The sequence below is a fragment of the Mucilaginibacter sp. genome, assembly GCF_039207105.1.
Lineage (GTDB): Bacteria > Bacteroidota > Bacteroidia > Sphingobacteriales > Sphingobacteriaceae > Mucilaginibacter.
Genome location: NZ_JBCECK010000002.1, coordinates 34,621 through 49,884, shown reverse-complemented (window position 1 = coordinate 49,884; position 15,264 = coordinate 34,621). Strand labels below are relative to the sequence as shown.

General features: G+C 42.3%; 12 protein-coding genes. 10 read left to right on the top strand and 2 right to left on the bottom strand.

The genetic code is table 11. The features are described 5' to 3' along the window. The first annotated feature begins 10 nt into the window (after window positions 1–10). From AAGC65_RS00780 to AAGC65_RS00745, 8 genes are all read left to right on the top strand, one after another. Window positions 11–1,663 (top strand): RagB/SusD family nutrient uptake outer membrane protein, encoded by a 1,653-nt coding sequence (locus AAGC65_RS00780; RefSeq protein ID WP_343110492.1) that lies wholly within the window; start codon window positions 11–13, stop codon window positions 1,661–1,663. A gap of 30 nt (window positions 1,664–1,693) precedes the next feature. Then, window positions 1,694–2,512, top strand: a complete 819-nt coding sequence (locus AAGC65_RS00775; protein WP_343110491.1) for an endonuclease/exonuclease/phosphatase family protein — start codon at window positions 1,694–1,696, stop codon at window positions 2,510–2,512. 294 nt (window positions 2,513–2,806) lie between these two features. Next, entirely contained in the window at window positions 2,807–4,357 is a 1,551-nt protein-coding gene (locus AAGC65_RS00770; RefSeq protein WP_343110490.1) for a DHA2 family efflux MFS transporter permease subunit, read from the top strand. Between the two features lie 84 nt (window positions 4,358–4,441). Beyond that, on the top strand, window positions 4,442–5,020 hold the full coding sequence (locus tag AAGC65_RS00765; RefSeq protein WP_343110489.1) for a sigma-70 family RNA polymerase sigma factor: 579 nt from the start codon (window positions 4,442–4,444) through the stop codon (window positions 5,018–5,020). 150 nt (window positions 5,021–5,170) lie between these two features. Next, window positions 5,171–6,139, top strand: a complete 969-nt coding sequence (locus AAGC65_RS00760; RefSeq protein WP_343110488.1) for a FecR domain-containing protein — start codon at window positions 5,171–5,173, stop codon at window positions 6,137–6,139. A 10-nt stretch (window positions 6,140–6,149) separates the two neighbouring features. Next, on the top strand, window positions 6,150–9,593 hold the full coding sequence (locus tag AAGC65_RS00755) for a SusC/RagA family TonB-linked outer membrane protein (RefSeq protein WP_343110487.1): 3,444 nt from the start codon (window positions 6,150–6,152) through the stop codon (window positions 9,591–9,593). A gap of 12 nt (window positions 9,594–9,605) precedes the next feature. Further along, the gene (locus AAGC65_RS00750) at window positions 9,606–11,108 is read left to right on the top strand and encodes a SusD/RagB family nutrient-binding outer membrane lipoprotein (RefSeq protein ID WP_343110486.1); all 1,503 of its coding nucleotides are present in this window, start codon (window positions 9,606–9,608) and stop codon (window positions 11,106–11,108) included. Window positions 11,109–11,142: 34 nt separating this feature from the next. Continuing rightward, window positions 11,143–12,687, top strand: coding sequence for a DUF5689 domain-containing protein (locus AAGC65_RS00745; RefSeq protein ID WP_343110485.1), 1,545 nt, complete (start codon window positions 11,143–11,145; stop codon window positions 12,685–12,687). Window positions 12,688–12,748: 61 nt separating this feature from the next. On the opposite strand, the gene AAGC65_RS00740 is transcribed toward AAGC65_RS00745, so the two are convergent. After that, complete coding sequence (locus AAGC65_RS00740) at window positions 12,749–13,522, bottom strand: HAD-IIA family hydrolase (protein ID WP_343110484.1); 774 nt, start codon at window positions 13,520–13,522, stop codon at window positions 12,749–12,751. A 90-nt stretch (window positions 13,523–13,612) separates the two neighbouring features. Continuing rightward, window positions 13,613–14,215: a class I SAM-dependent methyltransferase gene (locus AAGC65_RS00735; protein WP_343110483.1), complete on the bottom strand. Its 603-nt coding sequence runs from the start codon at window positions 14,213–14,215 to the stop codon at window positions 13,613–13,615. Between the two features lie 100 nt (window positions 14,216–14,315). On the opposite strand from AAGC65_RS00735, the gene AAGC65_RS00730 reads away from it, so the two are divergent. Then, window positions 14,316–14,753, top strand: a complete 438-nt coding sequence (locus AAGC65_RS00730) for a hypothetical protein (RefSeq protein ID WP_343110482.1) — start codon at window positions 14,316–14,318, stop codon at window positions 14,751–14,753. Between the two features lie 9 nt (window positions 14,754–14,762). Beyond that, complete coding sequence (locus AAGC65_RS00725; RefSeq protein WP_343110481.1) at window positions 14,763–15,092, top strand: hypothetical protein; 330 nt, start codon at window positions 14,763–14,765, stop codon at window positions 15,090–15,092. Window positions 15,093–15,264: the final 172 nt, after the last annotated feature.

The following is a 15,264-nucleotide window of genomic DNA, read 5'->3' as shown; positions in this document are numbered from 1 at the left end:
CATTTCAAAAATGAAACATAAATTCATCTATTTCGCGCTCCTGTTTCTCTTTGTGTTTAGTTCATGCAGAAAGGATTTTCTGAACAGGGAACCGCTGTCTGATATCTCTGATGATACTTTCTGGACAACGGAAGAGCAGTTGACGCTTGCCCTAAATGGCTTATATGCCAATATTAAGAATGATAATACTGTAGCTATGGATCAAATGGGCGATAACAGCATTAACTCTTCCACAACCGATAATTATAGAATGATAAGCAGTGGTAATTATGGTACTGATTGGGGTACTGTAAATGACGAGTGGAGAAATATGTATGCCGGCATACGCCAGTGTAACGTTTTTCTGCAAAACTATCAAAAGGCTACAACAGTAACCGATGCTAAAAAAGCGCAGATGGCCGGCGAAGCTAAAACTATCAGGGCATACCTGTATATGGATCTTACCTTGTTATATGGTGATGTTCCGTTAGTTACCAAACCATTAAACGTTGACGAGCTTTATGGCCCGCGTAACCCTAAGAAAGATGTGGTAGATTTTATTTTAACCGAATTACAGCAAGCTGCCGATATGATGCAGGCGGCTCCGCAAACCGGTGCAACATTAGGCAGACTAAGCAAAGGCGCTGCATTGGGTTTAAGAGCACGTATGGCTCTTTATGACGGCCGCTGGGCCGAAGCTGAAAAATCAGCCAAAGCGGTGATGGATCTGGGCGTATATTCTTTATACTCAACCGGAAAACCCGCGACCGATTATTATACTTTGTTTACTTATGCCGGCAAACTATCGGCAGGGGCTAACAAAGAAACCATTATGGCCCGCATCAACTTAACGGATGTAAGCATGCACAACATCAGTCGCGAAACGCAGGTGCCCGATCAGGCTTCGCGCTACAATCCTACCAAAGCATTGGTTGACGCTTACTTGTGTACAGATGGTTTGCCGATTGATAAATCGCCTTTATACAAAGAAGATACTTACGAAAATATTTGGGCCAACCGTGATCCGCGTATGCGCATGACCATTTTAGCTCCGGGAGGTGCCTGGGGTGGTAAAAAAGACGGTAATCCGGCTAATACCAATCCGCTGATTTTTACAGCACCTAAATTTGTGGCAGATAAGCTGGGTAGTGTTACCATAACCGGATACTATTATACCAAGTATGTTGAGCTATCTACCGTATCGCAGGTATCAAAAGATCAGAACGATATCCACATCCTACGCCTTGCTGAGATTTTATTAACTTACGCGGAAGCCAAACTGGAAGAAGGAACACTTACACAAGCTGATATTGACCTTACCATCAATAAATTAAGGGATAGGGTAGGCATGAAAAGAATGTCGATCACTGAGCTTGCAGCTAATGGTCTTGATCTGCGTACCGAAATCAGAAGGGAACGCCGTGTTGAGTTGGCCCGCGAAGGTCAGCGCTGGTTTGACATGATGCGCTGGAAACAAGGTGCATTGCTTGGTGCGGATGTAAAAGGAGTGAAAAGATCATTAGTTTTATCTCAAAGCCAGGTAAGTAATGTAGCGGTTGATAACGATGGCTATGTGATCGTTCAAACCGGAAGGCAATTTGTAGACCCTAAGCATTACCATTGGCCGGTTCCGCTTGTTCAAACACAAAGAAACCCTGCGTTAGGTCAAAATCCGGGTTGGTAAATAAAGGTTTCATAATTAATAATTCAGTAAATGAGAAAATTTAAATACGCGGCCTTGCTGTTGGCTGTAATAGGATTGAATGCCTGTTCCAAAAAAACAGCCGGCGCAAAACATGGGAAAGATTTTTCAAATACCCTGCGTGTAATGTCATATAATGTGCATCATTGTAATCCGCCTTCAAAGCCGCGGTTTATTGATGTGAACGCGGTAGCAATGGCTATCAAAGCACAGCACCCCGATCTGGTGGCCGTACAGGAGATTGATGTAAACACCGTACGTTCAGGAAAGATCAACGAAGCCAGCCAGATAGCCCGGATAACCGGTATGAATTTTTACTTTGCCAAAAGCATTGATACCGATGGGGGAGACTACGGTGTATTGATATTATCTAAATTTCCCATTTCGGAAATGACCACGCATCGCTTGCCAACCGACGAAACCACAAAAGGCGAACACCGGGTATTAGCTACGGTAAAAGTTACCCTGCCATCGGGCAAGCAGATTCGTTTTGGATGCACCCACCTGGATGCTCAGCACACCGAAACCAACCGTTTGCTGCAGATAACTGAAATTAATAAGCTGGCCGAGGCCGAAAAATTACCTTTTATTATTGCTGGCGATCTTAACGCTCGTCCAGGTTCAAAAGTGATCAATTTGTTGGATGAAAAGTTTAACCGTACATGTAATTCATGTGGTTTTACCATTCCGTCGGTTAACCCTAAATCAACCATAGATTTCGTTGCTTACTTGCAAAAAGACAAGTTTAATGTGATTAGTCATGAAGTAGTGCAGGAGCATTACGCATCTGACCATTTACCTGTTTTATCAGTAATACAATATATCCCCTAAACCTTAAGCATTTTCAATACCTATTGAAAAGCCCGGTAACGGGTAAAGGCCATTTCTGAAAAGGAGTGGCCTTTTGCATTTGAAGATCATCGTGGTATCATTTTGACATGGTTTTGTAATATTGAGGGGGCCGTCTTTTTCATTTAATACCAATCGGTATATTTGTACTGTGAATTAAAATAAATGAAGTAAGTAACATGCGATAGAAAATACCAATTGGTATTTTCTATCGCATGTGTAGATATCGAACTATAAGTTCATAATAAAATAAAATATACCAATCAGTATAATTATATGAATCCTGTAAAACGCCAGATACTTCTTATTACGGTTATAGCCGCAGCTATCATGGAGCTGATAGATACTTCAATAGTAAACGTAGCACTGAATTATATGAGCGGAAACCTCGGTGCAACGCTCGAAGATATTTCATGGGTAATCACCTCTTATGCTATAGCCAATGTTATCGTGATCCCGATGACCAGCTTTTTGGTGAATAATCTCGGTCGGCGTAATTACTACATAGGTTCCATCATCCTTTTTACCTTTTGTTCGTTCATGTGCGGTAATGCCACCGGAATTTGGGAACTGGTGGCATTTCGCTTTCTGCAGGGCCTGGGTGGGGGAGCGTTGCTTTCCGTTTCGGCTACGGTAGTTTTTGAATTGTTCCCGAAAGAAAAACAGGCTACAGCAAGTGCCTTGTTTGGCATAGGTGTTTTTATAGGCCCTACCATCGGCCCAACGCTTGGAGGTTATATCACCGAAAATTACTCATGGCCCTGGATTTTTTATATCAATATCCCAATTGGGATAGCTGCTGCTATATCTTGTTTTATTTTATTGTTCGAACCGGTTATCAAACACCAAATCAAAAATATTGATTGGATTGGTATCTTCTTACTCATTATTGGCATAGGATCGTTACAGGTGGTTTTAGAAAGGGGGCAAACAGATGATTGGTTTGCAGCCGGTTATATTGTTTTTTTAACGGTTGTGGCAGCTATATCGCTCACAGCTTTTATCATATGGGAACTATATGCCGAAAACCCGGTAGTTAATCTGCGTATACTTCGTTTCCGGTCATTAAGTATAGCAGCCGTACTTACTTTTATTACCGGGATAGGCATGTATACATCCATTTACCTTACACCGGTTGTTGCCCAGCGCTTGCTTGGTTTTACCCCAACACAATCAGGCTTATTACTTTTACCAGGATCGATAGTAGCGGTGCTGGCGCTGATACTCACCGGTAAATTGTTGCAAAAAGGTGTTTCGGCCGCTTTGATCGTGTTTTTCGGCTTTTTATGTTTTATTTATTTCAACTGGTCAATGTCAAGGATAAACCTGGAAACACCGGCTATTGAAATTGCTTTGAATCTCATTTTCAGGGCTATAGGTATGGCGCTCCTGACAGTTCCTTTGGGTACATTGGCGGTATCCTCATTAGAGGCTAAGGATATGCCGCAAGGTACAGCCTTAAATAACATGATGCGCCAGTTGGGCGGTTCGTTTGGTATTTCCATCATCAACACCTATGTAGCACGTCGTATTGCTTCGCACCGTATGGACTTGATAACTCACATCACTGCTGATAATCCGGTTTCTATCAGCCGTATCAGCAGCTATACCGGTTTGTTCCAGCAAAAGGGTTTTAGCTTGCTCGATGCTAAACAAAAGGCTATGCAATTGATAGAGAACGTAGTGGTTAAACAATCTTCTTTTTCCAGTTACCTTGACGGGTATTTCCTGATCGGGTTGTTTTTTGCCATCGTATTGCCTTTATTACTTTTTGTGGCTAAAAGGGATAAAAAGCGACCTGTAGTAATTCCATCTTCTGATCACTAAATTAAGTTGGGGGGGGTGTTAATATAAATTTAACATTGGTGTTTTGTTATATAAATATATCTGCCCGTAATTTGCAATCCAATTATGGGAACAGTGAATATGCCCTTACTGCATACTTTAGAAGGGTTTGAAAGCATATTTAAAGATAATTATACTCCGCTTTTCAGGTACGTTAATTCTATAGTGAATGATGATGACCTGGCAAAAGATGTACTGTCTGACCTGTTTTTAAATTTATGGCAGCAAAAGGATAAATTACAGATCAATGAACTGAAGCCCTATTTATTCCGTGCTGCTAAAAACGTCTCATTAAAGGCTTTAACATCTCGCTATAATACCTCAGAATTACCTGACTATGCTTTTAATATTCCTGAAAATACCTATAACCCCTTTGAAAAGTTTGTTGCCAAGCAATCTATAAAAATTGTTGAAACCTTGATCAACCAGTTGCCTTTACACCGTAAAGAAATGATTGAGCTCAGATTGTTAGGCCTAAAAAATGCCGAGATAGCTCAGGTGCTCGATATTACCGAGAAAAAGGTAGAGTATAATATGCGCGAGGCTATTGAACAGCTTGGCCATGCGGTTAGTAACAGTAATTTGGATAAGGCCACCATTGCAGGCGGGCTCATGATGGTTAATATCCTGTTTATAATATTCTAAAGCTATAAAAGCTTGTCATTTAGACTACGAACCGGAAATTATTCCGGTTTTTTTGTTTTTGGTGGTATTTAACAGAAAGTTAACAAACTGGTAATTTTCTCTTTAGGTGGAAACCGGCTCAGCTATGCTCTTTATATAAAATTAAAGAGCGTGAACTGGGAAACATTATTGAATTATGTAAACGGCGAAAGCCATGCTGATGAGGCAAAGGAGGTTTTGGACTGGGCAGGGGAACAAACTGAACACCGGTACCTGCTCACTTACCTGCAACGGAGAAAGCAACAGCTGAATTATCCGCTCAAACAAAGCGACATTGACGAGCAGTGGCTGCATTTGCTTAACCGCATATTTGAATTGCCCGCATCTGAAAACAAAAGAGGCTTTCAAAAATATTACAGACTAACCGGTATTGCTGCCAGTTTATTATTGTTTTGCTTTTTGGGTTGGTTGTTTGTAAAAAATCCTGAAAACGGCATAAATAGCACTACTCAAACCTTACAAAGTGCCCAAAACGCGGGTGGCCGTCTTACTTTGCCCGATGGTACGCAGGTGTTCATGACACCCAATTCCAAAATAACTTATACTAATTCATTTAATGCCGAAAAACGTGAGCTAACATTAACCGGCGAAGCTTTTTTTGATGTTAAGCATGATGCGCACAAACCTTTTATCATCCGTACCAACAATCATTTGGCGGTAACCGTACTGGGAACTTCTTTTAACGTTTACTCGCGCCCTAAAGCGAATATCGAAGTTAAGGTAGCTACGGGATTGGTAGGTATCACAGCAAATAACAAATCACACTTTTTAAAGGCTGGTCAGCAACTCATCTACAAATTAAATAGCGGCCAGATAACCATTAAGCAGGTAAATACACAGGACGCTTCATCCCTGCAAAACCAAACTTTAGTTTTTAATGACAACAACGCCGACGAGATAGCCGAAAAATTACAGCGCTGGTATAATATCAACGTTGAAGTAAATCCATCGGCCAGGAAACGCGCCCGCTTTAGCGGCGAAATGAAAGATACCGGCATTGACAATCTTTTGCAGGGCTTAAGTTATGCCACTGGCTTAAAATATCGCTATAAAAACCCTCATACAGTTATAATATTCTGATCACACACATATGAAACAACTTAAACTTTTACTTTTTATTCGGAAAAAATTATACCCGCTTTTGCTCATGCTACTCTTTTCGGCTGTAGTAAAAGCACAGGTAAAACCTGCTGATCAATACAGTTTTGGTCAAAAACGGTTGAGCATCCAAAGCATAGTAAATACACTTAAAACAAAGTATGGCTACAAGGTATCTTTTGATGCCGATGTAAATATGAACAGTCTTGTCTCATTACCTGAGGAGACATTGAAATTTGAAAAACTTGCCCAGGTGCTGCAGCAGGCAAGTATTGGCATAAAAAATATCAATGGTAACCTGGTTATTAAAAAGCTAAACCTGGTTAGGGTAAGCGGCACCGTAATTTCTGCCGAAGATAAATCGCCGCTTGCAGGAGTTAGCGTGAGCGATAACAATAAAAAGCTGTTAACCTTTACCAATAACAACGGTGGTTTCACGGTTTCCATCCCTGATGGCAGTTCATTGCAATTTTCAACTGTAGGGTTTGATACGCAAAGCCAGGTTTTTGATAAAAGTACAGCCGGGATAACTATTACTTTAGCCAAAGCTAATTCAACACTGAATGAGGTAATTGTAACTGCCTTAGGCATTAAGCGTGATGAAAAAGCGCTTGGCTATTCTGCCACTAATATCAAAAATGAGCAGCTGACCGATGCGCTTTCAAGCAACTGGACCGATGCGCTTTCCGGAAAAGTGGCAGGTTTAAACCTGGTGCGGTCAAACTCAGGACCTACTGGTTCCAACAAAATTATTTTACGTGGCGAAAATAACCTTACCGGTGATAATGAAGCGCTGATTGTATTGGATGGTGTGGTGATCAACAACGGTAGCGGTAGGCGCACAGCGGTTGATGGTGAAAATGTTTATGGTACCGGAAGCGATAATATGCCGGCGGATTATGGTAGCAGTATTAATGATATAAACCCGGAGGATATTGAAAGCGTTTCCATATTAAAAGGCCCGGGTGCGGCCGCTTTGTACGGGCAGCGTGGTGCTAACGGAGCGGTTATCATTACCACTAAATCCGGCAATTCTAAACGTAAAGGTTTGGGGATAACAGTTAACTCCAATGCTTCTATGGAAAAAGTTAACCGCTGGCCCGATCTTCAGTTTGAATACGGACAGGGTACCGGTGGTTCAACCTATTATTCTTATGGTGCCGGGCCTGATGGTGCAAGTACCAGCGCTACCAGCTCGGCCTACGGCCCCCGTTTTGACGGACAAACGTTTTACCAGTTTGATCCGGTTACCCAAAAGCAATCAACCGTAAGAACTCCTTGGGTGCCTTATAAAGATAAGATACGCGACTTTTTTAATACCGGACAAACATTTACCAATTCGGTAAGTATTGACGGGGGAACGGACAAAACCACCGCGCGTTTTTCGGCAACTAACGTTAATAATAAATGGATCATCCCAAATACAGGGTATGAACGTAATAGCGTAGCCTTATCGGTAAACTCCAAGATCAACGATAAGTTAACCATCAGCTCAAAAGTAAATTACCAGAACAAATCAAGCGATAACCTGCCGGGAGCAGGTTACGGAAATCAATCGCCTATGTATTGGTTTATTTTCTGGCAACCCAGTGCTGATCTTGACTGGCTGAAAAACTACTGGGTAAACGGCATGGAAAACCGTAAAATTGAATACCCATTCAGCTCATTCCCCGAAAACCCATACGCGGTTTCATACGAGTTTATCAATAAATCAAACCGTAACGCGGTTACCGGAAACGTACAGGCAACTTATAGTATTACCAAAGAGTTAAGTCTGCAGTTAAGAACTTCGTTAGATATGGGATATGAGCAGCGTGCTCAGGAACGCCCGTACGATGCAGGAACCAAATATCCGTTAGGATCATACCGCACACAGAATATCTTTTCGCAGGAGGTGAGCGGCGATTTCCTGTTACGCTATAATAAACCTATCAATAAAGATGTTACCATAACGGCCACAGCAGGCGGAAGCATGCTCCGCAATACCTACAATAAAGATGAGGTACGTGCCGATTCATTATACTACCCGGGCATTTACACCACAGCCAACTCAAAAGGTACTTTGATAACCTTACCAAATAAAAGCAAATACGCTATCAATAGCTTTTATGGCTTATTATCAACCAGCTACAAAAATTTCTTATACCTTGATTTAACCGGCCGCCAGGACTGGAACAGCGTTTTAGCAACACCGCAAAGAACGGATAAAGTAGGTTTTTTCTATCCATCGGCCAGCGCGAGCTTTATTTTATCTGAAGCCCTTAAACTGCCGGAAACTATTAGTTTGGCTAAACTGAGGGCATCGGTATCAAGCGTGGGTAGCGGCAGTACTATTCCTTATCGTACATCATACGCATATACTCCGGCCGGAAGCACCTATACAGGCGGGTTAAAAAATCCAACCACATTACCTGATGTTAACCTGGAACCATTAAGAACCAATACAATAGAGGTAGGTGCCGATGTAAGGTTATTTAAAAGCCGTTTAGGTTTTGATGTGGCATTATATTCCGGAAATACCAAAAATCAGATATTAAACCGTGTAGTTGATGCTTCATCGGGCTATAGCCAGGCAGTTATCAATATAGGCAAGGTAAATAACAAAGGCATTGAGGTAGCTGTAAACGGCAGCCCGATATCAAACCCCAAAGGCTTTACCTGGTCTGGTAATATTACCTTTTCTGCCAATCGTAATGAAATCAAAGAATTGGCAGATAGTGCTGTGGTACTGCAAACCGGTCCTACAGGTGGTGCTCAGATCATTGCAAAACAGGGTGGCAGTATGGGGGCTCTTTATGGTCGTGGTTATCAGCGCGCTCCTGATGGTCAGGTTATGTTTGATCCTAAAACTGGTTTCGCGCTTATCTCTCCTGATCTGGTTTACCTGGGTAATACGTCACCCAAATGGAAACTGGGTTTTAATAACGATTTTAAATATGAACAGTTCCACTTCAGCATATTGTTTGATGCCCAGTACGGCGCGGTAGCATACTCACTAACATCATATAAACTGGCCGAGCAGGGAAAAACTAAAAACACGCTGCCGGGCAGGTACAACGGTATTATTGGCAATGGTGTTGTTCAAAATCCTGATGGCACCTTCCGCAAAAACGATGTGGTTGCTTCTGATATTGATCAGTATTACCAATCAAACTTTGGTGTTAATAACGCTGAGGGCGCAACTTTCAGCACAAACTTTATCAAGCTGAGAGAGGCGAGGTTTGATTATACTTTACCTGCGAGATTTGCATCACGAATAGGTATACAGCGTGCTACCATAGGCGTTTATGGCCGCGATCTGTTTATCTGGACAAAATGGCCGGGGTTTGATCCGGAATTTGGTACTCTTAATGGTTCGGACATTACACAGGGTTTTGAAATTGGTCAGTTCCCATCTACCAGAACAATGGGTGTTAACCTCGTGATCACACTTTAATCAGCTAAAAAAATGAAAAAAAATATTTATAAAATTATTTGTGCTGTAATGCTGTTTGCCATTGTACAGCCGGCCTGTAAAAAAGGCTTTGAAGAAATGAATACTAATCCTAACAACTCGCCAACCTCATTGCCCGAGCAATTGCTGGCACCGGCGCTTGTTAATGTTTTGACTGCCAATATGCTGCAAAGCCGCCGGTATAATAACGAGCTAATGCAGGTTACTGTTGATGAAAGCGATTCGGAAGGTAAAGTTTTCAGATATGATATTAAAAACACCTGGGGCGATTATACCTGGAATAACTGGTATTTACAATTAACCAACCTTAAGGATATTTACAATATTGCCGGGCAGCCCCTTACTGCTAATAAAGGTTATCAGGGCATATCTCTCATCTGCCAGGCCTGGATATACTCCATGCTAACAGATACTTATGGCGATGTGCCTTATTCTCAATCAAACATGGGTAATTCCGGTAACTTTCAACCAGCATTTGATAAACAGAAAGATATATACCAGGGCATATTTAAACAGCTGGAAGAAGCCAATACATTGCTCAACGGAGCCGCTAATGTGCTTGGGTCAAGCGATCCGGTTTATAATGGCAATACAAGCCTTTGGCGTAAGTTTGGCAATTCGTTATATCTAAGGTTGCTGCTGCGTATTTCGGGCAAAGCAGAGGTGTCTGCAAGCTGTATAGCCAAGATCAAAGAGATTGTTGATACCAATGCGGGTAATTATCCTATTATGGCCAGCAATACGGAATCGGCAGTTTTAAGATGGACGGGCACAGGTTACCTTACTTCGCCATTTATTGGTGGAGTGCGTGAGCAGGATTGGAGGGCCCCGGCAATAGCATCATTCTTTTTAGATAATTTAACCAAATGGGCCGATCCGCGTTTATATAAAGGGAGCTGGTCAATCCAGGCTTATAATGGTAGTTATGTAGGTGTGCCAAGTGGTTATGCCATAGGTAACCAACCGATAAAAAAAGCATATTTCTTGTCTAATGTACAAGGTACCAATACCTCTGCAAAATCATTGATCAGCGAACCTTTGATGGGTAATATCATGAATTACCCGGAACTGCAGTTTATACTGGCTGAAGCTGCTGCTAAAGGCTGGATATCAACCCCTGCCAAAACTTATTATGATAAAGGAGTAGTTAGTGCTATTAACTTCTGGCTGCCGGATTTAGTGGTGCCGACAGATTATCAAACCACAGCCGATATTGTTTGGGACGATACCGCACCATTGGATACAAAAATGGAGCAGATACATGTGCAAAAATATTACACCATTTTTTGGACAGATTTTGAGCAATGGTTTGAATACCGCCGCACAGGCCACCCGATATTGCCAAAAGGCCCGGGTCTGGTAAATGGTGGTGTAATGCCGGCTCGTATCACTTATCCGGTATACGTACAATCATCAAACCCAACAAACTATAAAGCGGCAGTAGCATCACAAGGGGCAGATGTACAAAGCACACAGGTTTGGTGGCAAAAGCCATAATTGTTTACAGAATTTATCATGATATAGATTGAAAATGAAAAAGATATTATTTTATACTTCCCTGCTGTTGTATTCGGCAGGTGTTTTATCCGGTTGTACAAAAGGGAATAATTATCCCGGGGGCGAGCTTTCATCAGTAATAGCGGTTTCTGATATTCGGAGTATTTATAAAGGAACAGATGTTACGCTTGATACCAAGAATATGTTTGGCGCGCATCAAATGGTAGGCATCGTAGTTTCTGACCCTACAGGCGGCAATATGCCATCGGGTTTATTGGTGGTACAAAACTATCGCCGGGCCAAGTTAAGGGGTATATCTATCCCATTAGGGGCCGACGCGGCTAAATATGCTCCCGGCGATTCGGTAGTGATAGACATAAACGGCGGTGTGTTAAAACGCGTGGATGGTACACTTCAAATAACAGGTATAAACAGCAGCGCTGTTACCAAAGTTACTTCGGGCAAAGCCGTTATTGGCCAAAGGGTAACCAGCAGCGCTATACTTACCAACCCGGATGCTTATGAAAGCACGCTGGTAGCTATTGTTAAAGGTGGATTTGACCCTTTACCAGCACCTACCGATAAACTTGCAGGCGATAAAGTAGTGAACGATGGCTTTGGCAATATCGGCTTACATACAGAGACCAATGCCTCATTTGCTGATAATACATTACCTATTAGCGCCAACTTTACCGGTATTGTATTTGGAACCAGCGGTAAAGATGGCAGCGTATTACCCCAGTTAAGAATGCGCAAGGCTGATGATGTAAAGATACTGAGCTCGGTAATTGAAATTACACCGGTTGTTATAACCGGTTTCCTGGTAGACCCTGCGGGTACCGATGGAAATTATGAGTATATACAATTGATGGCTACACGTGACATTGATTTTTCGGTAGAGAAATTCACAGTTGTTACTACAAATAACGCGGGCGCATCAACACCGGCAGGCTTCCCGGTAAAAGGATGGGCCACCGGCGATCTGAGGTCTTACAAGCTCGAGATTACATCGGGTAAGGTAACCAAAGGTTCCTATTTTTATGTTGGCGGTACAGGGCAGAAGATCAACGGATCGGCATCTACAGATATCAGTTCATCAAACTGGGTTAAGGCATTTAACTACTCTACTTCCAACAGCCCTAATTTTAGTGCCGCTGTTCCTGCTACATTTGGCACAAAAACAGGCAATTTATTAGCCAATAGTGGTAATGCTGCCGGTATAGCCGTGTTTTCGGGCACCAGTATAACCGATGTAAGCAAACCTGTTGATGTTATATTTTTTGCTACCGGCGGTAGTTTATATGATGCTAATACCAACGTGGGTTACAGGATAGCCAATACAGATTTCTATGACCTGAAAGATCTGATAACCCTTACTGATCAACCGTTTTACAGGCAGGGCAGTAATACACTCGCTTTTCCTTACCCGGCTACAGGCTCTAATTTTGCTCAGCTTGGTGGTGTTTATAACGCCTCATTAGGCAAATGGACAGCGGCCAGGGTATTGCTTAACATACCTTTGACCAATGCATCTGTTATTACTGATATTGAGAATGACGGCTCAACGAAGCTAAAATAATTAAACCTTATCATCCTGCTAACCCTTCATGAACCTGTTAAAAGGTTCTGAAGGGTTTTATTTACCACCATTTTAAGGGAAACTCTATCTTATCAACGGAGCCAACTATCAGGTCGGGTTTAAAGGCATAATGGCTAAGCTGATCTTTGGATGATATGCCCGATAGCACCAGTATGGTTTTGTAGCCCATTTGTACGCCGCCCTGAATATCGGTTTCCATTGTATCGCCAACTACGGTTGTTTCGGCGGTTTCGAGCCCTAAAAACTTGCGTGCCGAGCGCATCATTACCGGGCTTGGTTTACCGGTTACAAAAGCTTTGCGGCCGGTAGCTTCCTCAATCATAGCGGTCGTTGCTGCAATGCCCAGATTATTCCAGCCTGGTTTTTTAGGGGAAGGGTCACGGTTAGTGGTGATAAATTTAGCGCCGGCCAATATCATGTCAACCGCCCGCTGAACCATTTCCAATGTGAAATTTCTGCCTTCGCCCAAAACCACAAACTCAGGGTCTGTATCAACCAGGGTAATTCCATTTTCGTGCAGGCTGGTTAGCAAACCACCTTCACCAAGCACATAAGCCGTACCGTTAGGGCTTTGGTCGCCCAGGAATTTACCCGTGGCCATAGCGCTTGTATACACGTGCCTGGACTCAACGGTTATACCTAACCTTTTCAGTTTACGAACCACCTCCAACGCTGTCCTTTGGCTATTGTTGGTCATGAAAGCGAAAGGGATATCTTTTTCCAGTAGGTGATTTATAAATTTATCGGCGCCAAATATCAGCTCTTCACCGCTGTATATAACGCCGTCCATATCAATAAGCAGGCCTTGTTTCATAATTTATAGGTATTGTGGTTTAAATAACAAAGTAAAGTTAGGGTTCATAATTTAAATGCGATGGTATTTCTTCCGTTTACCGGCAATATATTACCGGTACATAAAAATGGTAAAATCCTCGTCGCTATAATCATTTTTTAAATGAACCTTACTGCATAATGAGCTGCAGTAGTTCATGATCTGTACAGCATCGTATGACACAATAAGTCCGTTGGGAATAACATGGCTCAGCAGGTTAAAGCCAAAGCCCAGGGAGCAGTGTTTATACAGCTGAAAAATAGCCTTGTATATAAATTCCGGATCGACATGGTAATAGTTAAGTGAGCCGCTTGCCATCACATAATCTGCCGGTGGGAGGGTATTCTCCATAAAATCGGCCTGGATAAACGATACGCCTTCCTGGTTTTGATAACGTTTGGAGGCTTCATGCAGCAGTTCCGGAATTTGTTCAACACCTCGATAATTGATATTTGTATAAAGCTGAAGCAGATAGGAGCACAGGTCGCCATGCCCGCACCCCGCATCCAGTACCGAATGTCCGCTCAGGTTAGCCATAGTTGATAACGCCAGGAACCTCACAGTTTGGCTATGTGGGTCGCGCCAGCCCAAAGCAGCAGTGCCCCGGTTGCCGTGCAGGTCAATCATGTGCCTGTGATATTGAAATATCGCTTCCGAATCAGCAGAGGTGTACATACATTTATTATGGAAAAATTATACCGTTAAAAGCTACACAAAATAGTTACTTTGAGTGTATAATGAAAAACTTCTTATTAAATTTACGCAAACATCTTTTATGAAAATCGCGCGGCTTTACATTCAATTATTGTTGCCCCTATGCCTGCTTTTCGGGTGCAGTCCAACTATTTCAACATTTGATCAGAATGCGTATACACAGGTAACCTCATTAAAGGTTGATGCGCTTGACCTGATGAGTAAAGCTACCGATGATTATACTGCCCATGAAAGTGAGGTGAAAGTTGTCCAGCTGAATATTGATAAGGCGATTGAATATGATAAGCACCGCCCTCATAATGAGATCACCACCAAAATGTGGACGATCATCAATGACCCGGATGGACACTTATTTGGAGGTTTCCTGGTAAAATGGAAAAAAGACGGCAAGTGTGGTGCCGCCTATGTTGCTGATAAAAAGAAACAGATAGGCAGCGCTTTTGACCAAATAGCCGAGCTGGAGAGTAAAAAGATAAAACCATCAGAAGTAACTCAATAACCTAAACCAATGGCCGTAAATTTTAAAAATATACTCCAAACACTCAAAAACGGTATCGTAGATATTGCTGAGAAAGATCTGAAAGATTTTGTTGCAGACGCGACTGCTGATGGTCAGGAAATGTTAAGCGAGCTTAAAGACGACCTGAAAGATTGGACCAAGCAATTTGTTGCCGGCGAACTAAAGGAAGACGAGCTTGCTGATCTGGTAAAAGGGCAGGTAGACCTGCTTAAATTAGTAGCGCTTAAAGAAGCCGGCTTAGCCGAAATAAAGGTTGATCAGTTTAAAAGTGATGTAACTGATTTAATCATTAGCACCATTACCGGGCTTATTCCCTGATACTTTTTATTACCACCCTTACAGCTTTTGTTAAAACTTATTGACCCTTGATCTCAGTATAGGGCAGGGAAAGGGGAGGGTTTCGCCTATTGCTGAACAATGCTTAATTTCAGTTATGAGTCCTTCATTTGCCTGAAAAGGTAATTCTGAAAGCATCTATTGTTTTCTGAAA